General features: G+C 67.5%; 19 protein-coding genes. 11 read left to right on the forward strand and 8 right to left on the reverse strand.

The window, feature by feature from the left end; all coding sequences use genetic code 11:
• Window positions 1–14: 14 nt before the first annotated feature.
• The 3 genes from htpX to def all read right to left on the reverse strand — a co-directional run bounded on the left by htpX (window position 15) and on the right by def (window position 2,737).
• On the reverse strand, window positions 15–875 hold the full coding sequence (gene htpX, locus AC3WQZ_RS09755; protein WP_010811323.1) for a zinc metalloprotease HtpX: 861 nt from the start codon (window positions 873–875) through the stop codon (window positions 15–17).
• Window positions 876–1,064: 189 nt separating this feature from the next.
• Window positions 1,065–2,078 (reverse strand): methionyl-tRNA formyltransferase, encoded by a 1,014-nt coding sequence (fmt, locus tag AC3WQZ_RS09760; protein WP_010811324.1) that lies wholly within the window; start codon window positions 2,076–2,078, stop codon window positions 1,065–1,067.
• Window positions 2,079–2,230: 152 nt separating this feature from the next.
• Window positions 2,231–2,737 (reverse strand): peptide deformylase, encoded by a 507-nt coding sequence (gene def, locus AC3WQZ_RS09765; protein ID WP_010811325.1) that lies wholly within the window; start codon window positions 2,735–2,737, stop codon window positions 2,231–2,233.
• Window positions 2,738–2,898: 161 nt separating this feature from the next.
• Between def and AC3WQZ_RS09770 the strand changes: the two genes are divergently transcribed.
• From AC3WQZ_RS09770 to AC3WQZ_RS09785, 4 genes are all read left to right on the forward strand, one after another.
• The gene (locus tag AC3WQZ_RS09770; protein ID WP_010811326.1) at window positions 2,899–4,080 is read left to right on the forward strand and encodes a LysM peptidoglycan-binding domain-containing protein; all 1,182 of its coding nucleotides are present in this window, start codon (window positions 2,899–2,901) and stop codon (window positions 4,078–4,080) included.
• Window positions 4,081–4,087: 7 nt separating this feature from the next.
• Window positions 4,088–5,287, forward strand: coding sequence for a DNA-processing protein DprA (dprA, locus tag AC3WQZ_RS09775; protein ID WP_439668416.1), 1,200 nt, complete (start codon window positions 4,088–4,090; stop codon window positions 5,285–5,287).
• A gap of 68 nt (window positions 5,288–5,355) precedes the next feature.
• Window positions 5,356–5,760 (forward strand): thioredoxin family protein, encoded by a 405-nt coding sequence (locus AC3WQZ_RS09780; RefSeq protein ID WP_011616267.1) that lies wholly within the window; start codon window positions 5,356–5,358, stop codon window positions 5,758–5,760.
• 147 nt (window positions 5,761–5,907) lie between these two features.
• On the forward strand, window positions 5,908–8,595 hold the full coding sequence (locus tag AC3WQZ_RS09785) for a DNA topoisomerase III (protein WP_011616268.1): 2,688 nt from the start codon (window positions 5,908–5,910) through the stop codon (window positions 8,593–8,595).
• Between the two features lie 74 nt (window positions 8,596–8,669).
• Here the strand turns inward: AC3WQZ_RS09785 and AC3WQZ_RS09790 are convergent, their stop codons facing one another.
• Complete coding sequence (locus AC3WQZ_RS09790) at window positions 8,670–9,617, reverse strand: LysR family transcriptional regulator (RefSeq protein WP_058697422.1); 948 nt, start codon at window positions 9,615–9,617, stop codon at window positions 8,670–8,672.
• A gap of 200 nt (window positions 9,618–9,817) precedes the next feature.
• Here AC3WQZ_RS09790 and AC3WQZ_RS09795 point away from each other — a divergent pair, with 200 nt between their 5' ends.
• Window positions 9,818–10,072 carry a hypothetical protein gene (locus AC3WQZ_RS09795; protein WP_010811331.1) on the forward strand — a complete coding sequence of 85 codons (255 nt, stop codon included), beginning with the start codon at window positions 9,818–9,820 and terminating at the stop codon, window positions 10,070–10,072.
• A 293-nt stretch (window positions 10,073–10,365) separates the two neighbouring features.
• Here the strand turns inward: AC3WQZ_RS09795 and AC3WQZ_RS09800 are convergent, their stop codons facing one another.
• The 3 genes from AC3WQZ_RS09800 to AC3WQZ_RS09810 all read right to left on the reverse strand — a co-directional run bounded on the left by AC3WQZ_RS09800 (window position 10,366) and on the right by AC3WQZ_RS09810 (window position 13,327).
• Window positions 10,366–10,821 carry a YMGG-like glycine zipper-containing protein gene (locus tag AC3WQZ_RS09800; RefSeq protein ID WP_010811332.1) on the reverse strand — a complete coding sequence of 152 codons (456 nt, stop codon included), beginning with the start codon at window positions 10,819–10,821 and terminating at the stop codon, window positions 10,366–10,368.
• Between the two features lie 224 nt (window positions 10,822–11,045).
• On the reverse strand, window positions 11,046–11,240 hold the full coding sequence (locus AC3WQZ_RS09805) for a YbdD/YjiX family protein (RefSeq protein WP_010811333.1): 195 nt from the start codon (window positions 11,238–11,240) through the stop codon (window positions 11,046–11,048).
• A gap of 14 nt (window positions 11,241–11,254) precedes the next feature.
• Window positions 11,255–13,327, reverse strand: coding sequence for a carbon starvation CstA family protein (locus AC3WQZ_RS09810; protein ID WP_010811334.1), 2,073 nt, complete (start codon window positions 13,325–13,327; stop codon window positions 11,255–11,257).
• A 568-nt stretch (window positions 13,328–13,895) separates the two neighbouring features.
• Here AC3WQZ_RS09810 and AC3WQZ_RS09815 point away from each other — a divergent pair.
• The gene (locus AC3WQZ_RS09815) at window positions 13,896–15,302 is read left to right on the forward strand and encodes a cache domain-containing protein (protein WP_010811335.1); all 1,407 of its coding nucleotides are present in this window, start codon (window positions 13,896–13,898) and stop codon (window positions 15,300–15,302) included.
• On the forward strand, window positions 15,299–15,973 hold the full coding sequence (locus AC3WQZ_RS09820; RefSeq protein ID WP_010811336.1) for a response regulator: 675 nt from the start codon (window positions 15,299–15,301) through the stop codon (window positions 15,971–15,973). Before AC3WQZ_RS09815 ends, AC3WQZ_RS09820 begins: the two co-directional genes overlap by 4 nt.
• Window positions 15,974–16,034: 61 nt before the next feature.
• On the opposite strand, the gene AC3WQZ_RS09825 is transcribed toward AC3WQZ_RS09820, so the two are convergent.
• Entirely contained in the window at window positions 16,035–17,891 is a 1,857-nt protein-coding gene (locus AC3WQZ_RS09825) for a phosphoenolpyruvate carboxykinase (GTP) (protein WP_058697423.1), read from the reverse strand.
• A 461-nt stretch (window positions 17,892–18,352) separates the two neighbouring features.
• On the opposite strand from AC3WQZ_RS09825, the gene AC3WQZ_RS09830 reads away from it, so the two are divergent.
• The 4 genes from AC3WQZ_RS09830 (at window position 18,353) to AC3WQZ_RS09845 (ending at window position 23,065) form a co-directional block, all read left to right on the forward strand.
• Entirely contained in the window at window positions 18,353–19,378 is a 1,026-nt protein-coding gene (locus AC3WQZ_RS09830; RefSeq protein ID WP_010811338.1) for a D-2-hydroxyacid dehydrogenase family protein, read from the forward strand.
• 226 nt (window positions 19,379–19,604) lie between these two features.
• Window positions 19,605–20,777: an MFS transporter gene (locus AC3WQZ_RS09835; protein ID WP_037025245.1), complete on the forward strand. Its 1,173-nt coding sequence runs from the start codon at window positions 19,605–19,607 to the stop codon at window positions 20,775–20,777.
• Between the two features lie 165 nt (window positions 20,778–20,942).
• Window positions 20,943–21,581, forward strand: coding sequence for an MOSC domain-containing protein (locus AC3WQZ_RS09840; RefSeq protein ID WP_011616272.1), 639 nt, complete (start codon window positions 20,943–20,945; stop codon window positions 21,579–21,581).
• 260 nt (window positions 21,582–21,841) lie between these two features.
• Complete coding sequence (locus tag AC3WQZ_RS09845; RefSeq protein ID WP_492300427.1) at window positions 21,842–23,065, forward strand: efflux RND transporter periplasmic adaptor subunit; 1,224 nt, start codon at window positions 21,842–21,844, stop codon at window positions 23,063–23,065.
• Window positions 23,066–23,067: the final 2 nt, after the last annotated feature.

Below are 23,067 nucleotides of genomic sequence, written 5' to 3' on the forward strand. Positions count from 1 at the left end.
GGATTTCCGGCCGCTCAGGCGGGATAGGTGCCGGTCTGGGCCATCTGCATCAGGCGCGCGATGCGCTCCTCGGTGGCCGGGTGGGTCGAGAACAAATTGGCGATGGCGCCGCCCGAGAGCGGGTTCATGATCATCATCTGCGCCGTGGCCGGGTGTTCTTCGGCCGCCTGGAACGGGATGCCCTGGGCGTAGCGGTGGATCTTGTCCAGTGCGCTGGCCAGTGCCTGCGGGTCGCCGCTGATCTCGGCGCCGCCGCGGTCGGCTTCGAATTCACGTGCGCGCGAGATTGCCATCTGGATCAGCGATGCCGCCAGCGGGGCCAGGATTGCCACGGCAATGCTGGCGATCGGGTTGCTGCGGTTGCCGTTCTCGTCGCGGCCGCCGAAGAACATCGCCATGTTGGCCAGCGCCGAGATCGCACCGGCCATGGTGGCGGCGATGGTCGAAGTCAGGATGTCGCGGTGGCGCACGTGCGCCAGCTCATGCGCCATCACGCCGCGCAGTTCGCGCTCGGACAGCACCCGCAGGATGCCGGTGGTGGCCGCCACCGCGGCGTGCTCCGGGTTGCGGCCGGTGGCAAAGGCGTTGGGCGCGTCTTCGTTGATCAGGTACACGCGCGGCATCGGCAGGCCGGCGCGCTGCGCCAGGTCCTGCACCATGCCGTAGAACTGCGGCGCGCTGCCGGCGTCGACTTCCTGCGCGTTGTACATGCGCAGGACCATCTTGTCCGAGAACCAGTAGGAGAAGAAGTTCATGCCCAGCGCAAGCAGCAGCGCCATCATCATGCCGCTGCGCCCGCCGATCATGCCGCCGATGACGATGAACAGCGCCGTGATGGCCGCCATCAGCATGAAGGTCTTGACCCAGTTGAACATTGCGGTGATCTCCGTGTAATCGTGAGCCGCGTCCCGGGGGAAAGCGGACGCGATGACCGTTAGATAGGGGGCGATACCCGAAAATTCAACGGCTGTTCAACGGTTTCAGGGGGGAGCCGTGGCCGCTTGCGCCGGCCGGGGCGGTGCCGCCGGCACTTATGCCGCCATGTGCGGCCAAGGCCCGTCCGATCATGCCTGCGCGGCGCCGTTGCCGGGTACCGCGCAGCGCGTGCCCGGCGGCAGCGGCAGGGCCTGCAGGAACTGCTGCGCCGGCTGGCGGCGCCCGCCCGGCTTCTGCAGCTCGGTGACCTGCAGTGCGCTGCCCTCGCCGCAGGCGATGAGGACGCCGGCGGCGTCGGCCGCCAGCACTGTGCCGGGCGGATGCGGCAGGCTGCTGGCGGCGGCCAGCGGCACGGCCTGCCAGCACTTGATCACGGTATCGCCGACCTGCACCGTCGCGCCCGGGAAGGGGTTGAACGCGCGCACCTGGTTGGCCAGCGCCGCGGCCGGGCGGCGCAGGTCCAGCGGGGCCTCGTCCTTGGCGATCTTCTCGGCGTAGGTGACGCCTTCGGCCGGCTGCGGCGTGGCGGCCAGCGCGCGGCCGGCGGCGAGCTCCTGCAGCGCTGCCACGGTCATGCGCGCGCCCAGCGCGGCCAGCGTGTCGTGCAGCGTGCCGGTGGTGTCGTCCGGGCCGATCGGCACGGCCGCGCGCGTGAGCATGTCGCCGGTGTCCAGGCCTTCGTCCATCTGCATCAGCGTGATGCCGGTCTCGGCATCGCCCGCCTCGATGGCGCGGTGGATCGGCGCCGCGCCGCGCCAGCGCGGCAGCAGCGAGCCGTGGATATTCAGGCAGCCCAGGCGCGGCAGGGCCAGCACCTCGGCCGGCAGGATCAGGCCGTAGGCGGCCACCACCATCACGTCGGGCGCAGTGCCGGCGAGCGCGTCGATGGCCGCGGCGGCGTCTTCCGGGTACTTGCCCTGGCGGCGCAGCGAGCGCGGCTGCAGCACTGGCCCAAGGCCGCTGGCGGCGGCGAACTGCTTCACCGGGCTGGCGTGCAGCTGCAGGCCGCGGCCGGCGGGGCGGTCAGGCTGCGTCAGCACCGCCACGATGGGAAAACCGGCGGCGTGGATGGCTTCCAGCGCGACGCGCGCGAACTCGGGCGTGCCGGCAAAGGCAACACGCAGGGGTCTGGCTTGGGACATGGCAGGTTCCGTGGCCTGAAACAGGACCGGCCGCTATCGCGGCCGGTTCTTTTGTTCTTCGGAAGTCATAAAGATAACAGACCCCGCGCGGGTGCCGCGCGCTGGCGGCGGGAATCCGGGCGGGCTGTTACATCTTTGTGGCAGGGCGCCGCTTACATGCGGGTGCGCTCGCGCTTCTGCAGCTTGCTCTTGATGCGGTTGAGCTTGAGCGGCGACAGGTATTCGACAAAGACCTTGCCGCGCAGGTGATCGATCTCATGCTGGATGCAGACGGCCAGCAGGTCGTCTGCTTCGAGCTCGAAGCTCTCGCCCTTCTCGTTGAGCGCGCGCACGCGCACCCGGTCGGGGCGCTCGACGCGGTCATAGACCTCGGGCACCGACAGGCAGCCCTCTTCCCACACCTTTCGGTTGTCGCTGGCCCAGACGATCTCCGGGTTGATAAAGACCTGGAGCTGGTCGCGCGTTTCCGAGACGTCGATCACCACCACCTGCTCATGCACGTTGACCTGCGTGGCGGCCAGCCCGATGCCGGGCGCTTCGTACATGGTTTCAGCCATGTCCTTCACCAGCTGGCGGATGCGGTCGTCCACTGCCGCAACGGGTTTGGCAACGGTGTGCAGACGGGGATCGGGGTAGGTCAGGATATCGAGTTTTGCCATGATGCTCAGGCGCAACGCCGGCTGCTGCCGGCAACCGGGCCGCGTTGCGGCGGCGGGTGTTTACATGCAGAATCGGGGCGCAAGTACAAAAATTCAAGGCGCGCCGAAACAGGCACGCTCTCCCGGGTCAATCCGGCCGAAACCACCGGCCGGTCAGGAAAATGCGCGATCTTACCAAAGAACACCAGGCGGCGTCGGGCCGCAGGCTGCACGCGTTCATCCCTAAGCTTGCCTATGCGTTGCTGAGTGCCGCCGGCATCACTGCGGCGGCCGCGCTTCCGGCCCTGGCTGCGGACCTGACGGTCACGCCGGCGCAGCAGGCCGAAGCCCAGCGCACGGCCCAACAGGGCATCCCCGTTTCAGACCTGGCTGCCAATGCGCCGTCGCAGTACACCGTGCGCACGGGTGACACGCTGTGGGGGATCTCGGGCCGCTTCCTGCGCCAGCCATGGCGCTGGCCTGAGCTATGGGGCATGAACCGGCAACAGATCCGCAACCCGCACCTGATCTATCCGGGACAGATCCTGTACCTGATCCAGCGCGACGGCCGCGCCTGGCTGTCGACCACGCCCGCCGGCAGCGGCACGGTGCGCCTGTCGCCGCAGATACGCGGCAACGCCGCCGACGGCGCCGCCATCCTGAGCATCGCGTCTTCCGATATCGAGCCCTTCCTGATCCGCCCGCTGGTGGTCGACCAGGATACGCTGGCCACCTCGGCACGCATCGTCGCCGTGTCCGAGTCGCGCGTCATCCTTGGCCGCGACGATACCGGCTACGCGCGCGGCATCCCCGCCGACGCGCCGCAAGGCAGCGACTGGCAGGCCTACCGTCCGGTCACCCCGGTGCGCGACCCCGTCTCCAATGCCGTGCTCGGCTACGAGGCCGAATACGAAGGCAACGTGCGCCTGGCGCGCGCTGCGCAGGGCCCGGATGCGGTCTCGACCATGCAGGTCACGCAGGCCAGGCAGGAAATGGGCGTGGGCACGCTGCTGATGCCGCAGCCCGCGCGCGAAGCGGCGCGCTATGTGCCGCACGCGCCCGATACGCAACTCGACGGCCGCGTGGCCAAGGTCTATGGCGGGGTCGAGTTCGGCGGCGCCAAGCAGGTGGTGGTGCTCAACCTCGGCAGCCAGGCCGGGGTGGAGCCCGGGCATGTGCTGGCGCTGTCGCGCACTGGCGAGACCGTCGCCGACAAGACCGACAGCAACCGCGCCATCCGCCTGCCCGACGAGCGCTACGGCCTGGCCTTTGTCTTCCGCGTGTTCCCGGGGGTGTCGTATGCGCTGGTCACCGACGCCTCCAACGTGATCGCGGTCGGCGACCGGGCGACCTCGCCGCGCTGAGCCGGTCTTGGCGACATCGCAGGCGGCCCTGGCGGCCGCCGCTTCTCTTTGCCATGCCGGCGCTGCCCGGCAGCTCACCACGCGCGATCCCGACGAGCTGAAGGCGTGGCTGCAGCTCGCCTGCGCGCCCGGGGTCGGCCCGGTCACGGTGCGCCTGCTGCTGACCGCATTCGGGTTGCCGCAGCAGATCCTGGCGCAGAGCGTGGCAGCGCTGTCGTCCGTCGTCCCCAAGAAACACGCCCGCGCGGTGCTGGCCAGGCCCGGCACCGGGCTGCCGGCACTGGTCGAACGCACCCTCGGCTGGCTCGGCACGCCCGGCAACCACGTGGTCACGTTTGGCGACGACGCCTACCCTGCCCGCCTGTTCGACCTGCCCGACCCGCCGCCGCTGCTATATATCAAGGGCGATCCCGCGCTGCTGGCGCGTCCTGCGGTGGCCATCGTCGGCGCGCGTGGCGCCACCGAGCAGGGCAAGCGCGATGCGCAGGCCTTCGGGCGGGCGCTGTCCGAGTCGGGGCTGGCGGTGGTCTCGGGGCTGGCGCTGGGCGTCGATGCCGCCGCCCATGCCGGCGGGCTGCAGGGTTGCGGCGGTACCGTCGCTGTTACGGGTACGGGGGCCGACCGGGTCTATCCGGCCGAGAACCTGGCGCTGGCCCACGAAGTGGCCGCGCGCGGCGCGATCGTCACCGAGTTCCCGCTCGGCATGCAGGGCCTGCCCGCCAACTTCCCGCGCCGCAACCGTATCATCGCCGCCCTGGCACGCGGGGTGCTGGTGGTGGAGGCCGCGGCGCGCTCGGGCTCGCTGATAACCGCACGGCTGGCGGCCGACCTGGGGCGCGAGGTATTTGCGGTGCCGGGCTCGATCCACGCGCCGCTGTCAGCCGGCTGCCACCTGCTGATCCGCCAGGGAGCGAAGCTGGTGGAGCGCGTGGAGGATGTGCTGGAAGAGATCAACCTGCTGCCGGCACCTGCCCGCCCCGCTGCCGCGCGCGTTCCCGCGTCCGTACCGGAGCAACCAGATCTTTCTGACTTTGCCGGCCACGCCGACCCCCTGCTGGCCGCTCTCGGCTACGATCCGGTTACGCTGGATGCGCTGTGCGAGCGCAGCGGCCAGCCGCCGGAAGCCGTCGCGGCGCGCCTGCTGGAACTGGAACTGGCCGGGCACGCCGAGCGTCTACCGGGAAACGTGTTTCGGCGGCTTGGGTGAGCCGCAGCGCAATACCGATACAATCGCCGGCAGCCCGCGTGCCGCGGGCGCCTCATGTTTCCGATGCCATGACCGTTTACTTTCCAGAACGTGACGCAGGCGCCATTGCCGGGTGCCTGGCAGCGCGGCCGCAGGGCCGCCTGGTGGCCTGCCTGTGCGCGCAGTGGTGCGGCACGTGCCGGGACTACCTGGCGGCGCTGACCGCGCTGGCCTCGCGCCATCCGGAGGATTGCTTCGTCTGGATCGACATCGAGACGCACGCGGATGCGCTTGGCGATATCGATATTGAGAATTTCCCGACGCTGCTGGTGCAGCCTGCGTCGGGCGGCACGCCCCAGTTCTATGGCACCCTGCTGCCGCACATCGAGGTGCTGGAACGCATGCTGAGCCGCGGTGCGGCGATGCCGGCGAGTGCCGAAGACGTGCCGCAGGTGCTGGACTGGTTGCTTGCCGGGGGGAGCAGCGCCGCCTAGGCGGCGACAGGGTCGGCGGCGGGGCTTGCTTGCACCGCCGTTGAAAGCGCGCTTATTATTGGCGCCTCATAGCCCCCCGGCGTTCTGATTACTTCGTTTGTAGTGCAATTCGCGGGTTGCCGGATGCAGCTCGCAAGGACCCTTCCCATGTCAAAAGCCCTCATCATCGCGGAAAAACCGTCGGTCGCGGCGGATATCGCCCGTGCCCTCGGGGGGTTTACCAAGCACGACGAGTATTTCGAGAGCGACGACTACGTGCTGTCCTCCGCCGTCGGCCACCTGGTCGAGATCGCCGCGCCGGACGAATACGAGGTCAAGCGCGGCAAGTGGAGCTTCGCCAACCTGCCGGTGATCCCGCCGCATTTCGACCTGCGCCCGATCGCCAAGACCGAGTCGCGCCTGAAGGTGCTGAACCGGCTGATCAAGCGCAAGGACGTCACCGCCCTGATCAACGCCTGTGACGCGGGACGCGAAGGCGAACTGATCTTCCGGCTGATCGCGCAACAGGCCAAGGCCAAGCAGCCGGTGCGCCGGCTGTGGCTGCAGTCGATGACGCAGCAGGCGATCCGCGATGGCTTCGCCAGCCTGCGCGAAGACGAAGACATGCTGCCGCTGGCCGACGCCGCGCGCTGCCGCTCCGAGGCCGACTGGCTGGTCGGCATCAACGGCACCCGCGCCATGACCGCCTTCAACAGCAAGGGCGGTGGCTTCTTCCTGACCACCGTGGGCCGCGTGCAGACGCCGACGCTGTCGATCGTGGTGGAGCGTGAAGAGAAGATCAAGCACTTCGTGCCGCGCGACTACTGGGAAGTGCGGGCCGAGTTCATCGCCGCCGCCGGCCTGTATGAAGGCCGCTGGTTCGACCCCAAGTTCAAGAAGAGCGAGTTCGATCCCGAGGCGCGCGAATCGCGACTGTGGAGCGAGGCCGAGGCCAAGAGCATCGTCGCCGCCTGCCGCGACAAGCCGGGCACCGTCACCGAGGAATCCAAGCCGTCGACGCAGCAGTCGCCGGCGCTGTTCGACCTGACCACGCTGCAGCGCGAGGCCAACTCGCGCTTCGGCTTCTCGGCCAAGAACACGCTCGGCCTGGCGCAGGCGCTGTATGAAAAGCACAAGGTCCTGACCTACCCGCGTACCGATGCGCGCGCGCTGCCCGAGGACTACCTGGACACGGTCAAGCAGACCATGGACATGCTGGCCGACAGCTCGCCCAACTACCTGCCACACGCCAAGAAGATTCTGGCGCAGGGCTGGGTCAAGCCGAACAAGAAGATCTTCGACAACAGCAAGATCAGCGACCACTTCGCCATCATCCCGACTCTGCAGGCGCCAAAGAACCTGTCCGAACCGGAGCAGAAGCTGTACGACCTGGTAGTGCGCCGCTTCCTGGCGGTGTTCTTCCCGGCGGCCGAGTTCCAGGTCACCACCCGCATCACGGAAGTCGCCGGCCACCACTTCAAGACCGAAGGCAAGGTGCTGGTCAACCCGGGCTGGCTGGTGATCTACGGCCGCGAGGCGCAGGGCGACAAGGATGCCGCCAACCTGGTGCCGGTGGCCAAGGACGAGAAGGTCAAGACCGACAAGGTCGAGAGCGTCGGCCTGACCACCAAGCCGCCCGCGCGCTACAACGAAGCCACGCTGCTGTCGGCGATGGAAGGCGCCGGCAAGCTGGTGGACGACGACGCGCTGCGCGAGGCCATGGCCGGCAAGGGCCTGGGCACGCCGGCGACGCGCGCGGCCATCATCGAAGGCCTGCTGACGGAAAAATACCTGGTGCGCGAAGGCCGCGAGCTGATTCCGACTGCCAAGGCGTTCCAGCTGATGACGCTGCTGCGCGGCCTGGGCGTGCAGGAACTGACGCAGGCCGAGCTGACCGGCGAGTGGGAACACAAGCTCTCGCAGATCGAGCGCGGGCGCCTGAAGCGCGACGAGTTCATGCTTGAGATCGCGCAGATGACCCAGCAGATCGTCAAGCGCGCCAAGGAATACGACAGCGACACCATCCCGGGCGACTACGCCACGCTGGACACGCCGTGCCCGCAATGCGGCGGACAGGTCAAGGAGAACTACCGCCGCTTTGCCTGCACCGCGTGCGAGTTCTCGATCAGCAAGATCCCGGGCGGGCGCCAGTTCGAGATCGATGAGGTCGAAGAACTGCTGCTGAAGAAGGAAATCGGTCCGCTGCAGGGTTTCCGCAGCAAGATGGGCCGTCCGTTCGCCGCCATCCTCAAGCTGGGCAAGGACGACGAAGGCCATTACAAGATGGAATTCGACTTCGGCCAGAACGACGACGACAACGACGGCGAGCCGGTCGACTTCAGCGGCCAGGAGCCGGTGGGCACCTGTCCGAAGTGCGGCGGCTCGGTGTTCGAGCACGGCATGAAGTACGTCTGCGAGAACAGCGCGACCAGCCCCAAGAGCTGCGACTTCACCACCGGCAAGATCATCCTGCAGCAGGAAATCAGCCGCGAGCAGATCGGCAAGCTGCTCACCGACGGCAAGACCGACCTGCTGACGGGGTTCAAGTCGTCGCGCACCGGCCGCAACTTCAAGGCCTTCCTGGTCAAGCAGCCGGACGGCAAGATCGGCTTCGAGTTCGAGGCGCGCGAGCCCAAGGCGGGCGCCAAGACGGCGGCGAAGACCACGGCCAAGGCGGCATCGAATGGCACGGCCGAGGCGGCGCCGGCAACCAAGACGGCAGCGAAGACCGCGGCCAAGACGCCAGCCGCCAAGGCTCCGGCCACCAAGGCACCGGCCAAGAAGGCGGCAGCCAAGAAGGCCCCCGCCAAGACCGCCGCGGCCAAGAAGTCGCGCGCGGCGGCCGCCGGCGAGTAAGCGTCAGCGCGTCACGGCAAAACGCCCGGCATCGCCGGGCGTTTTGCTTTGGGTGGATCGGCCTAGGTAGCCGCTCAGGTGCGCACGGCTTGCGTGCCGTGGCTGGCGGCTGGCGCCGGCTGCGCTTCCTTGCCGCGTACCTGCCCTTCTTCGAGCAGGAAGTCGATAAAGGCGCGCACCTTGGTCGGCAAGAACTTGCGGCTCGGGTAGACCACGCTGACATCGCGCCGCGGCAGCTGGTATTGCGGCAGCACATGCACCAGCTTGCCGGATTCGATATTGGGACGCGCCAGGTAGGACGACAGCATGGCCACGCCCATGTCGGCCAGCGCCGCCTGGTGGGCCAGCTCGGCATTGCTGCACAGCAGCCCGGGGCGGATCGGCACGGTCACCTCGCCTTCCGGGCCCAGCAGCGTCCATTCGTGCTCGGCGCTGGGCAGGCGCATGGCAATGCAGCGGTGGTGGCTGAGTTCATGGGCATGGCGGATCGGCGCGTGCGCCGCCACATAGCCCGGCGATGCGCACAGGATCACTTCGGCCGACAGCAGCGGGCGCGCCACCAGGTGCGAGCCCAGGCCCAGGTCGGACAGCATCACGGCCACGTCGCGGCCTTCTTCGACGATATCGACGTTGCGGTCCGACAGGATCACGTCGAACACCACGTCCGGATACAGCTGCTGGAAGCGCGCCAGCAATTCCGGCAGCAGGTGCAGGCCGAACATCACCGGGGTGACCAGCCGCAGCGTGCCTGACAGCGACTGGCTGCGCGCCGTGACCACGCTTTCGGCTTCTTCCACGTCTTCCAGGATCTGCTGGCAGCGCTGCAGGTAGGTTTCGCCGGCGTCGGTCAGCGACAGGCTGCGGGTGGTGCGGTTGAGCAGGCGCGTGCCCAGGTGGCTCTCCAGGTCGGCCACGTAGCGCGTCACCACTGCGTTGGACATTTCCAGCTGCTGCGCTGCACGCGCGAAGCTTCCCAGTTCCACCACCTTGGAAAACACACGCATCGATTGCAGGCGATCCATGACACAGTCTCCCGGTTCTGCGCTGAATTCTTACGTAATCAGCCTATTTTATTGTTCGAATCAAAACTAATCATTGTGGATCCTGATATTTATTGATATGAGGGAAATGCCTAATATCTAGCCATCGGATGCCGCAATGCAACATAGTCTTTCGTCGAAGTGACGGCTCAGGCATCCATGCAATAGAGAAAGCCTGAATCATGAAAACCAACCGCTACGCCCTGATCGCTGTCGCCACCCTCGCCGCCGCCCTGTCGGCCGCACCGGCCTTTGCCAAGAACGGCAAGTTCGATGTGTTCACCGACGGCGCCAAGGTAGCCAAGTTCGATCCGTACACCGACGGCGCCCGCACCGGCAAGTTCGATCCGTACGTCGATGGCGCCCGCACCGGCAAGTTCGACACCTACACCGAAGGCGGCAAGTACGACACCACTACCGATCGCGCGCCGCTGTAAGGCCGCCTGGCCGCCTCAGGCCTGCCTCCCCGGCGGTCTCTGGCAGCGCGATCCCGGGGCCGCTTCCTCCGCTTGTGCGGCCCCGCCTGCTTCAAACCTGGTCTCCACAGGTCCTTGGGGGAGCGCCTTGCAGCCTCTCCGCCTTTATTGGAGAAAAAGCCCGCACCGGTTCCGGTTGCGGGCTTCTTTGTTTCTGCATCCGGCGGCTTTGCAAGCACTGGCGGATGATTATGCCAGACGCCGCAAATAAAAAACGGGCCATGACGGCCCGTTTTGCTGACCACTACGACTTCTTAGTCGTCGTAGTGGTGGCGATGGTGCTTGTGCTTCTTGCGCTTGTAGCTGCTCTTGTAATAGCGGCGGTGGTCATCGTCGTACGAGTTGCTGCGCGAGACATTGCCGCCCAGCGCCGCACCCGCGCCGCCGCCCAGGCCGGCGCCGATCAGGCCACCGGTGCGACCGCCCATGGCGTTGCCAGCTGCGGTGCCGGCACCGCCACCCAGCGCGCCGCCGATGATGGCACCGGTGCGCTCACGGCGGTTGGAGGTCACTGCGCCACCGGCGCCGCCGCCTACTGCACCACCGATCACTGCGCCGGTGCTGCCGCCCAGCGCGCCGCCCACCGCGGCACCGGCGACGCCGCCAAGTGCGCCGCCCAGGGCGTTGTTCATGTCACTCGCGACGGCCGGCAGCGCGCAGGCCGCCAGGGCGAGGGCAATGGTCAGATTGCGAACGGGATGGCGAGTCATATCTTTTTTCCTCGAATTGCCATGATGTGTCGCAAGTGTAGAGAAGGAGCCGCACCCTTGCTGTAACTACCTGTAAAGCCCTGTAACCCGCTACAGAAACGGTATCCGTGCATTACAAAAGCGCGGTAAACACGCAACACTTGATAAAAAGACAGGCGATCAAGTGATCGCCTGTCTGCTTTGTATGCCGCCGGCCCCGCAGGAGGACGGCGTTCAGCGTGTGCTCAGCAGCACTTGCCCTGCCCGCCGCCGTAGCGTGCCTCCTGGCGCTCGCGGAAGAATTCCTCGTAGCTCATCGGCTCGCGGTCGGGGTGGGTGCTTTCCATATGGGCCACGTAGGTCTGGTAGTCGGGCAGCCCGACCATCAGCCTGAGCGACTGCCCCAGGTAGCGTCCCATCGTTCCGAGTTGTTCCAGCATGGCGGGCTCCGGTATCAGGACTGGGCCGAGGCGGCGCCCGGCAGCGGCTCGAACGGCGTTTCCTTGTCGGTCGGGCGCTTCGCGGCGCGCGCCTGCAGCGCGGTCTTGAAGCCGTAGAACACGATCGACAGCACCACCAGCATGAACAGCGCGCACAGGCCGGCGTCCAGGTAGTCGTTGAAGACGATGCGGTGCATCTGCTCCATCGACTTGGCCGGGGCCAGCACCTTGCCTTCGGCAATGGCGGCGCTGAACTTGGCGGCGTGGGTCAGGAAGCTGACCTTGGGGTCGGCATGGAACAGCTTCTGCCAGCCGGCGGTCAGCGTGCAGATCAGCAGCCACACGGTCGGCACCAGCGTGACCCAGGCGTACTGGCCGCGCTTCATTTTGACCAGCACGCAGGTGCCCAGCACCAGCGCCACCGCGGCGAGCATCTGGTTGGAGATGCCGAACAGCGGCCACAGCGTGTTGATGCCGCCCAGCGGATCGACCACGCCCTGGTACAGGAAGTAACCCCATGCCGCCACGCACAGCGCGGTGGCGGTCAGGTTGGCGACCAGCGAATCGGTCTTGCGCATCGACGGGATAAAGCTGCCCAGCAGGTCCTGCAGCATGAAGCGGCCGGCGCGGGTGCCCGCGTCGACGGCGGTCAGGATGAACAGCGCCTCGAACAGGATGGCGAAGTGGTACCAGAACGCCATCATGGCCTGGCCGCCCACCACCTGGTGCAGGATATGGGCGATGCCCACGGCCAGCGTCGGCGCGCCGCCGGCGCGCGAGAGGATGGTGTTTTCGCCGACGTCCTTGGCGGTCTGCACCAGCACGTCAGGCGTGATCACGAAGCCCCAGGTCGAGACCGCGTGCGCCACCGCTTCCGGCGTGGTGCCGATCACGGCGGCCGGGCTGTTCATGGCGAAGTACACGCCCGGCTCGATCACCGAGGCGGCTACCAGTGCCATGATCGCGACGAACGATTCAGCCAGCATCGCGCCGTAGCCGATAAAGCGCGCGTGGGTCTCGTTCTCCAGCAGCTTGGGCGTGGTGCCCGACGAGATCAGCGCGTGGAAGCCCGACACCGCGCCGCAGGCGATGGTGATGAAGAGGAACGGAAACAGGTTGCCCGACCACACCGGTCCGCCGCCTTGCGCGAACTGCGTGAAGGCCGGCATCTTCAGGTCCGGGGCGACGATCAGGATGCCGACCGCCAGCGCGATGATGGTGCCGATCTTCAGGAAGGTCGACAAGTAGTCGCGCGGCGCCAGCAGCAGCCACACTGGCAGCACGGCGGCGATAAAGCCGTAGATGATCAGCATCCACGTCAGCGCCTTGCCGTCATAGGTGAACAGCGGCGCCAGCACGGCGCTCTCGTGTACGTACTGGCCGCCGATGATGGCCAGCATCAGCAGCACGAAGCCGATCACCGACACCTCGCCGATGCGGCCCGGGCGGATATAGCGCGTATAGATGCCCATGAACAGCGCGATCGGGATCGTCACCGCCACGGTGAACGTGCCCCACGGCGAGTCGGCCAGCGCCTTCACCACGATCAGCGCCAGCACCGCCAGGATGATGACCATGATCATGAAGCAGCCGAACAGCGCGATCATGCCCGGGATCGTGCCCATCTCGGACTTGACCAGGTCGCCCAGCGAGCGGCCGTCGCGGCGCGTGGAGATGAACAGCACCATGAAGTCCTGCACCGCGCCGGCGAACACCACGCCGGCGAGCAGCCACAGCATGCCCGGCATATAGCCCATCTGCGCGGCCAGCACCGGGCCGACCAGCGGGCCGGCGCCGGCGATGGCGGCGAAGTGGTGGCCGAACAGCACCGCCTTGTTGGTCGGCACGTAGTCCAGGCCGTCGTTATGGCGCCACGCGGGCGTCATCCGTTTGGGATCGAGCTGCATCACCTTGTCGGCGATAAAGCGGCTGTAGTAGCGGTAGGCGATCAGGTAGATGCAGAGCGCGGCAACCACGATCCACAGCGCGCTGACGGCCTCGCCGCGCGCCAGCGCGACAGTGCCGAAGGCAAACGCGCCAAGGACGGCGACAGCCAGCCACACCAGGTGTTCTCCGATGCGATTCATAGTGAAGGGTCTCCTCAGACCGGGATATGGATAGCCTGCGGCGGCGAAAGACTGGTAACAGGCAACTGGCAGGATCGGCAGCGGGGGTGCGCCGAGGGCGGGCAGCGGGGGCAATCCGGCGGTGAGGGTGTCTCCTGGGATAGCTGCTGCGCGCCCGGTTGTGTCGTCGTTTCCGGATCTCGTCTTGCAGGCAGGCGACGCACCGTCCGGGTGTGGACGGTGCACCAGCTGCGTCCGCGCATGCGCCCTGATCGTGTCCTGTTCCGCAGGTACCTTGCCATGAAACCGCCCAGTTGGCCGCCATGCGTCGTTGCTCGTCGTTGCCATAGCTACGGCTATGGCGCCTCCTCGCGCCTAGCCTGACGACCAACTGGACGATTTCATTCTTGGCAAGTTACCTGCGGAACAGGCCACTAAGGCGGCGGCGCGTTCGGCGTGTAGTATTGACACCCGCCAAACCCCGCACAAGCGCGTAACTACGCAGCACTTCTGCGTAGTACTACGCAAATCGACGGTGGCATGCCGCCTGCGCGGCATCGGTGTTTACCCCCGGTCCCCCCGCACTCGTATGAAACTCCGCCAGAAGATCCTGTTGCTAGCCGTGGCGCCACTTGCGGTTGCCATGCTGGGCATCGCACTTGCCGTGCGCTTCCAGGCCACGCAGCTCGCGCAGCATGAACGCGCGCTGGTCGAGGCCGCCTACCTGCAGAGCAAGGAAACCGAGCTGCGCCACTACGTAGAACTGGCGCAGAGCGCGATCGCGCCGCTGGTGCGCTCCGGGCGCACCGACGCCGCCACCCGGCAGGCCGCGATGGAGGCACTTGCGCGGCTGGACTACGGCCCCGACGGCTATTTCTTCCTGTATGACCTGCACGGCCGCAACCTGATGCACCCGCGCCAGCCCGAACTGGTCGGCCAGGACCTGTGGACGCTGCGCGACCCGCAGGGCGCGCTGACCATCCAGCAACTGATTGCCGCGGCCAAGGGTGGTGGCGGCGCGGTGCGCTACCTGTGGAGAAAGCCCTCGTCGCAGCAGCTGGCGCCCAAGCTCGGCTATGTGGTGGCGGTGCCCGAATGGGGCTGGATGGTGGGCACCGGCATCTACCTGGATGACGTGGAAAGCACGCTGCGCCAGCTCGATGCCCGTGCCGAGACCGATATCCGCCAGACCATGGCCTGGATCGGCGTGATTGCCGGCATCAGCATCCTGCTGGTCGCCGCCAGCGGCCTGGCGCTGAACGTCAGCGAGCACCGCGAGGCCGACGCCAAGCTGCGCCAGCTGGCGCAGCGCGTGGTGCAGTCGCAGGAAGAAGAGCGCGCCCGGCTCTCGCGCGAGCTGCACGACGGCATCAGCCAGCTGCTGGTGTCGGTCAAGCTGGTGCTGGAAACCGCCACCAACCGCCTGCGCCTGGCCCCGGCCGAAGGCGCCGCGGTGGCGCCGGTGCTGGGCATGGCGCTGAACCGGCTCGATACCGTGTTCAATGAAGTGCGCCGCGTGGCGCGCAACCTGCGCCCCGCCCTGCTCGACGACCTGGGCCTGTACGCCGCGCTGCAGCACCTGGCGCGCGAGATGCAGGGCGGCAGCGGGCTGGAAATTGCGGTGACTCAGAGCGGCACCCCGCGCGAACTGCCCGACGAGCAGGCCACGGCGCTGTTCCGGATCGCGCAGGAAGCCTTGACCAACGTCGAGCGCCATGCCGGCGCGCGCCGGGTCGTGGTGGCGCTGGCCTTCGATGCCGATGCCACGCGCCTCACCGTGCGCGACGACGGGCATGGCTTCGACGTGGCGCGCATGCAGGAGGACCCGCAGCGCGGCATCGGACTGCGCAACCTGCGCGAGCGCATCGCCGCGCTGTGCGGGCAGTTCGACATCGTTTCGGGCATGGGCGGCACCCAGCTGGTCGCTTCACTGCCGCTGGCCAGGCCCGCGGCCATTGCGCACGATCCCGTTTCAGCAGGACCCTCGCCGTCATGACCCAGCTAGCCGACTCCGCCGAAGTGCCCGCCCGCGTATTACTGATCGACGACCATGCGCTGGTGCGCGACGGAATGCGCATGCATCTGGCGCTGCAGCCCGGCCTGCGCGTGGTCGGTGAAGCCGACGACGGCGAGGCCGCGCTGGCGTGGCTGGACCGAGCCGGTGCCGCCGAGCTGCCCGACCTGGTCATCACCGATATCGGCATGCGCGGCATGGGCGGCATTGCCCTGGCCGCGGCGCTGCATGACCGCTATCCGGAACTGGCGGTGCTGATCGTGTCGATGCACGACAACCTGGAATACGTGCGCCAGGCGGTGCGTGCGGGTGCGCGCGGCTATGTGCTCAAGGACGCGCCCGCCGACGAGCTGATGGCGGCGATCCAGTCCGTGCTGGCCGGACGGGTCTTCTACAGCGCCCGCATTGCGCGCGGCATGGCCGAGCAGAGCCCCGCCGCAGGGCCGCTCGATGCGCTCACGCCGCGCGAGCGCGACATCCTGCGCGGCATCGGGCGGGGCCTGGCCAACAAGGAGATCGCGGCGCAGCTGGGGGTTTCGGTGCGCACGGTGGAGACGCACCGGCTGAACCTGAAGCGCAAGCTGGGGATCGAGGGGCGGGCGGGGTTGGTGAAGTACGCAGTGGAGACGCTGGGGGATAGCGAGGCGGGATAAAAAACGCCCGTCTCGGCAGAGACGGGCGTTTTTATTGCGAACTGCGCGAACCGTGGCGCGATCAGCCTTCCAGCCGCTTGCCCAGCGCCGCCCGCACATCCGCCAGCGCCTGCGGCAGCCGATGCCGCAGCTTGGTGAACAACTCATCATGCAGCACCAGCTCCTGCTGCCACGCTTCACGGTCGATTGAAGTCACCTGCGCGAACTGCGCCGGCGTGAAGTCAACGCCATTCCAGTTCAGGTCCTGGTAGCGCGGGGTAGTGCCGAACATATGCTCGGCGCCTTGCCCCTTTCCTTCCACGCGGTCGATCATCCACGACAGCACGCGCATGTTCTCGCCGAAGCCTGGCCACACGAAGTTGCCGTCGGCGTCCTTGCGGAACCAGTTGACGCAGTAAATCCTCGGCAGTTTCGCGCCCGCGGCTTCCAGCTTCTTGCCGAGTTCGAGCCAGTGGCCGAAGTAATCGCTCATGTTGTAGCCGCAGAACGGCAGCATGGCGAACGGGTCGCGGCGCACCACGCCCTGCTGGCCGGCGGCCGCGGCGGTGGTTTCCGAACCCATGGTGGCGGCCATGTAGACGCCTTCGGTCCAGTTGCGGGCCTCGGTCACCAGCGGCACGGTGGTCGAGCGGCGGCCGCCGAAGATAAACGCATCAATGGGTACGCCGGCCGGGTTGTCCCAGTTGTCGTCGATCGACGGGCACTGCGATGCCGGCGCGGTGAAGCGGGCGTTCGGGTGCGCAGCCTTGGCGCCGGTGGCCTTGGCGATTTCCGGGGTCCAGTCCTTGCCCTGCCAGTCGATCAGGTGCGCCGGCGCTTCCTTGGTCATGCCTTCCCACCACACGTCGCCGTCGTCGGTCAGCGCCACGTTGGTGAAGATGACGTTTTCCTTCAGCGTCGCCATCGCGTTGTAGTTGGTCTTCTCGCTGGTGCCCGGGGCCACGCCGAAGTAGCCGGCTTCCGGGTTGATCGCGTACAGGCGGCCGTCCTGGCCCGGCTTGATCCAGGCGATGTCGTCGCCGATGGTGGTGACCTTCCAGCCCTCGAAGCCCTTGGGCGGGATCAGCATGGCGAAGTTGGTCTTGCCGCAGGCCGACGGGAACGCGGCGGCGACGTGGTATTTCTTGCCCTCGGGCGAGGTCACGCCAAGGATCAGCATGTGCTCGGCCAGCCAGCCTTCATCGCGGCCCATGGTCGATGCAATGCGCAGTGCAAAGCACTTCTTGCCCAGCAGCGCGTTGCCGCCGTAGCCGGAGCCGAACGACCAGATCTCGCGCGTTTCCGGGAAATGGACGATGTACTTGGTCGGATTGCACGGCCAGGCCACGTCCTGCTCGCCGGCGGCCAGCGGCTTGCCCACGGTGTGCACGCACGGCACGAACTCGCCGTTGGTGCCCAGCACGTCGTACACGGCGCGGCCCATGCGCGTCATGATGCGCATATTGACCGCCACATACGGCGAATCGGACAGTTCCACGCCAATATGGGCGATCGGCGAACCCAGCGGGCCCATCGAGAACGGCACCACATACAGCGTGCGGCCGCGCATGCAGCCGTCGAACAGGCCGTTCAGCGTCTGGCGCATCTCGGCGGGTGCGGTCCAGTTGTTGGTGGGGCCGGCGTCTTCCTGCTTTTCAGAGCAGATAAAGGTGCGATCTTCCACCCGCGCCACGTCCGAGGGGTCCGACAGTGCCAGGAAGGAATTCTTGCGCTTGGCCGGGTTCAGCCGCTTCATGGTGCCGGCGGCGACCATCTGCTCGCACAGGCGGTCGTATTCTTCCTGGGAGCCGTCGCACCAATAGATATTGTCAGGCTTGGTCAGGGCGGCGATTTCCGCGACCCAGGCCACCAGCTTGGGGTGCTTGACCCAGGCCGGCGCATTGACGGGCGCCGTACCTTGCATCGTGGGGTGGTTCATACTGCAGACTCCAGATTCGTAAAGGGAAGGAAGGGAAGGAATCCTTGCAAAGCCTGGCCAGCGGGCAGATGGGGCCGTCACACGCCCGGAGTGATGGTCACACTCGGATCGACACATCCCGTTACAACTCCGCGGCGGCCCCGTTTATGCAAAAGGTCGCGGCGGTCCCTGCGGCTGCGCTACAGTTGCGCTTCGCGCGCGCAGGGGTGGCTGCGCGGGCTGGCCGGACTTTGCCCGGGTGCGATCGCGTGGCGGGAGCAATGCTCGACCGACAATCCGCGGCGGCACCGGAACGGGCAAGGATACCACTGGCGCACCCCCCTGTTTTTTGCTATGCAACAATCGCCGCCACCGGCCGGCGCGGGTTTTTCGATATTTCTCAACAATACTGTTGGCCGGCGCGCTGCTCGGTGGCCGCGCGCACCAACCGGCACAAGACCGTTAGATAACCAGAGTTGCCGATGAAGATTGCCGTACTCGACGATTACCAGGATGCCGTGCGCAAGCTGCCTTGCTTCAGCTTGCTGGAGGGGCACGACGTCAAGGTGTTCAACAACACCGTCAAGGGCGTGGGCCAGCTGGCCGCGCGCCTGTCAGACGTCGAAGCCGTGGTTCTGATCCGCGAACGCACACGCATCACCCGGCAACTGTTGGAAAAACTGCCCAAACTGAAGCTGATCAGCCAGACCGGCAAGGTCGGCGCCGGCCCCGGCAGCCATATCGACCTGGATGCCGCCACCGACCGTGGCGTGGCTGTGCTCGAGGGCGTGGGTTCGCCAGTTGCGCCGGCGGAGCTGACCTGGGCGCTGATCATGGCGGCGCAGCGACGCATTCCCCAATACGTCGCCAGCCTGAAGCATGGCGCCTGGCAGCAATCGGGGCTGAAATCGACGACGATGCCGCCCAATTTCGGCCTTGGGCAGGTGCTGCGCGGCCAGACGCTGGGGATCTGGGGCTACGGCAAGATCGGCCGGCTGCTGGCTGGCTACGGCCGCGCCTTTGGCATGAAGGTGCTGGTCTGGGGCCGCGAGGCGTCGCTCGAAGGCGCCCGTGCCGACGGGCTGGGCGTGGCCGAATCTAAGGAGCAGTTGTTTGCCGACAGCGATGTGCTGTCGATGCACCTGCGCCTGAATGACGACACCCGCGGCATCGTCAAGATGACTGACCTGACCCGGATGAAGCCCACGGCGCTGTTCGTCAACACCAGCCGTGCCGAACTGCTGGAAGAGAACGCGCTGGTCACCGCGCTGAACCGGGGCCGCCCGGGCATGGCGGCCATCGACGTGTTCGAGTCCGAGCCGATCCTGCAGGGCCACGCGCTGCTGCGCATGGAAAACTGCATCTGCACGCCGCACCTGGGCTATGTTGAGCGCGACAGCTACGAGCTGTACTTCCGCACCGCGTTCCAGAACATCCTGGACGTGCTGGCCGGCAACCATGACTGCATCGTCAACCCGAAGGCGCTGGCGCCGGTGCTGACGCGCTGAGTCACCAGCGGCCGGATTGCCTCCGGACGGCCCGCCCCCGACACCCCTGTTCCGCCATGCGGGACAGGGGTGTTTCACATCTGGCCGGGCATTTCCTCCGGGAAACGCGAATTCCATGAAACCGCTACACTCGGGACTTCCCTTACCGCCCGGCCTGCCACGGCCCGCGGCAGCCCAGACAACAACAAGGCGCCCCCTGCGCCAATCCACAATTCCCAAGGCCGGCATGGACCCCAGGCTAGTGACGCTCTGCGTCGGCAACTTCGTCATTGGCACCGGTGCGATGATCGTTACCGGCATGTTGAACGACATTGCCGGCGATTTCGGGCTGGGCGCGGCCAGCGCCGGGCAGCTGATCTCGGTGTTTGCGCTGGCCACCTGCATCGGCGCCCCGCTGTTTGCCACGCTGGGCTCGCGCATCGACCGCCGGCTGCTGCTGGCCGGGTCGCTGCTGATCTACGGGGTAATGCACCTGGCCGCCGCGTTTGCGCCCAGCTTTGCGGCGCTGATGGCGATCCGCTTCCTGACCGCGATCGGCGCGGCCATCTATACGCCCCAGACCGCCGCCACGCTGCCGCTGCTGGTCAACGCGCAGACGCGCGGGCGCGCCATCAGCTTTGTGTTTCTTGGCTGGAGCATTGCCAGCGTGGTGGGCGTGCCGCTGGGCACGTGGATTTCCAGCACGCTGGGCTGGCGCGTCAGCATGGCGCTGGTCGGGGCCCTGGCGCTGCTGGTGTCGGCGGCGGTCTGGCGCGCGCTGCCGCGCGGGCTGAAGGTGCCGCCGGCCGGGCGCGAGGCCTGGGGCGCGGTGCTGCGCCACAAGCCGATCATGCTGGTGGTGCTGACCACCATGATCTCGTCGGCGGGCATGTTCACCGTGTTCACCTATATCGCCCCGCTGATGCGCGACGTTTACGGCATCAGCGGTGGCGCGCTCAGCCTGATGTTCCTGGCCTACGGCGCCTGCGGCGTGTTCGGCAATGCCATGGCGGCGTCGCGCATGGACCGGGTCACGCCCAGCCGGATCGTGCAGGTCACGCTGCTGACCTCGATCACGGCCATGGTGCTGTGGCCGCTGGCCGGGTTGGGCAGCGTTGCGCTGGTGTTGCTGTTCATGCTGTGGGGCGCGGGCGGGTTTGCCACCAACAGCGCGCAGCAGGCGCGGCTGGTGCTGCTGGCGCCGGAGCGTGCATCGGTGTCGATCTCGCTCAATTCCTCGTCGATCTACCTGGGCCAGGCCGCCGGCGCCATGGCCGGGGCTGCCATCTACACACTGGCCGGCGCCGATACGCTGCACTGGGGCGCGGCGGCGCTGATGCTGGTGGCGCTGGCGGTATCGCAACGCGCCCGGGCGCTGGGCTGCCAGTGGCAGCGGCCGCAGGCGGCGCAGCAGGTGTGATGCAAGGCTGAAACCAGAGGCGGCTCCCCGCCGCCGGCTTCCTTGTGAGGGACCGCACCAAGCACTTGTCCACAGTGTTATCCGCCCCGTTATCCTCAGGCATATCCGCAGCTTATCCACAACCCTTTCCACAGCCGGAAGGGTAACCACGAAGCGGGGGCGCACGTGAGCGAATCCAGACCTCGGCCGGGCCTTGCGCGCGTGCTGGCGGTAAGCCTGGGCAAGGCCATCCCGCTGGTGGTCGCGGGGGCTGGCACCGAGGCGGTGGTGCTGTCGGGCATTCGCAAGCACCCTGTCAGTACCCTGCTGCACCCGTTGCGGGTACAGGTGCAGCCGCTGGGCCTGGCCGGCGACGAACAGGGTGACCTGACCGTGCACGGCGGCCTGGACAAGGCGGTCTACGCCTATCCCTTCGAGCACTACCCGTGGTGGAACGCGCGCCGCCGCGCGTGCGGGCAGCCTGAGTCAGGCCCGCCGTTGCCGTTTGGCGCCATCGGCGAGAACCTGACCCTGGAGGGGCTGCTTGAATCCCAACTCTGGATCGGCGACCTCGTGCGCGTGGGCACGGCCCTGCTGCGGGTGGAGTCGCCGCGCAAGCCCTGCTACAAGTTCAATGCCGCGCTGGGCTACCGCCACGCGGTGCGCGACATGATCCAGAGCGGCTACTCCGGGGTCTACCTCAGCGTGGTGCTGAAGGGAGAAGTGCGCGCCGGCGATGTCGTGGTTGTGCAGGCCGGGCCACGCGAACTGTCGGTCGACAGCGTCAATCAGTGGCGCCGCGATGGCCGGCGGCAGCTTTTCTGATAATGTTTGTCTAACCATACAAGCGCCCCGCTAAACACATCTCCGGCCTCCCCTGTGGCCCGGACGGCGTTTGCCGGTGCCGGGCATTACCAGACCCTTGCAACCCTGTAACGGACTGTAATACGCGGCGCTGGCTCCGGCGGGCGAAGCGCGGTACTAGTAGAGTCTTTGCGCGACGCGCACCGGCAACATCTGGGCACAACCAGCCGGGCGATTACGGGGAGTGGCGCGAAGACGCGGTGCAGAGGGTCCACACAAATATGAAATCTGACAGGATCGACCAGCCCAAGGGCTTCGTCGACAGCAACTGGAGGGCGGCCACCGGAACCGGGCGCGGCCGCGTATCGCCGTGGGCGGTGGTGGCCGTGGTGCTGGTCATTGCCGGCCTGGGCTGGTTTGCCTGGCGTACCTGGTTTGCGCCCAAGCCCGCGCCCAAGGCGCCGGCCGCCGTGGTGGTGTCCACCGCGCGCGTGCAGCAGGGCGACGTGCCGCTGCAGGTCACGGCCAACGGCAATGTCACCGCGCTGTCCACGGTCGAGGTGCGCCCGCAGGTGTCCAGCACCGTGCGCACCGTCCATATCAAGGAAGGCCAGACCGTCAGGCCGGGCGACCTGCTGTTCTCGCTCGATACCCGCATGGACGAGGCCAACCTGGCCAAGGCTCAGGCCCAGTTGCTGCGCGACCAGGCCGACCTGGCCGATGCCCGGCGCACGCTCGCGCGCAGCCAGGAGCTGCTGCAGCGCAACTTCATCTCCAGGAGCGCGGTCGACACCGCCCAGGCCAAGGTGGATGGCTTTGCCGCCACCGTGCGCGCCGACCAGGCCGCGATCGAAGCCAGCCGCGTGGCGGTCAGCTACGGCGCCATCCGCGCCACCATCAGCGGCCGCACCGGCGTGATCAACGCCTTCCCGGGTTCGCTGGTGCTGCCCAACAGCACCCAGCCGATGGTCATCATCGCCCAGGTGCAGCCGATTGCCGTCACCTTCAGCCTGCCCGAGCGGCAGCTGGGCGCGCTGCGCGAGGCGCTGCACGCCGGCCCGGTGCAGGTCACCGCGCTGCCCAACGACGGCAGCAAGACCCCGGTGACCGGCAGGATCACCTTTGTGGATAACACCGTCGATCCGCAGTACGGCACCATCCGCGTCAAGGCGCAGTTCGACAATGAGGAGCAGCGGCTGTGGCCGGGCACCTATGCCAACGTCAACGCCGTGGTGCAGACCCTGAAGGGCGCGCTGTCGGTGCCGCCGCAGGCGGTGGTGACCGGCCCCGAAGGCCGCTTTGTCTATGTGGTCCAGCCCGACAGCAAGGTGGCGCGCGTGCCGGTGCAGGTGGTGACCACCACTGCCGCCGCCGCCGTGGTCGAGGGGGTGCAACCCGGCGCCCGCGTAGTCGTGGAAGGCATGCAGAACCTGCGCCCCGGCGCGCTGGTGCGCGAGGCCCCGGCCGCCGCCGCCCGTCCGGCCCCTGCCACCGCGGGGCACTGAGC

Source organism: Cupriavidus sp. FW305-26, assembly GCF_058787975.1.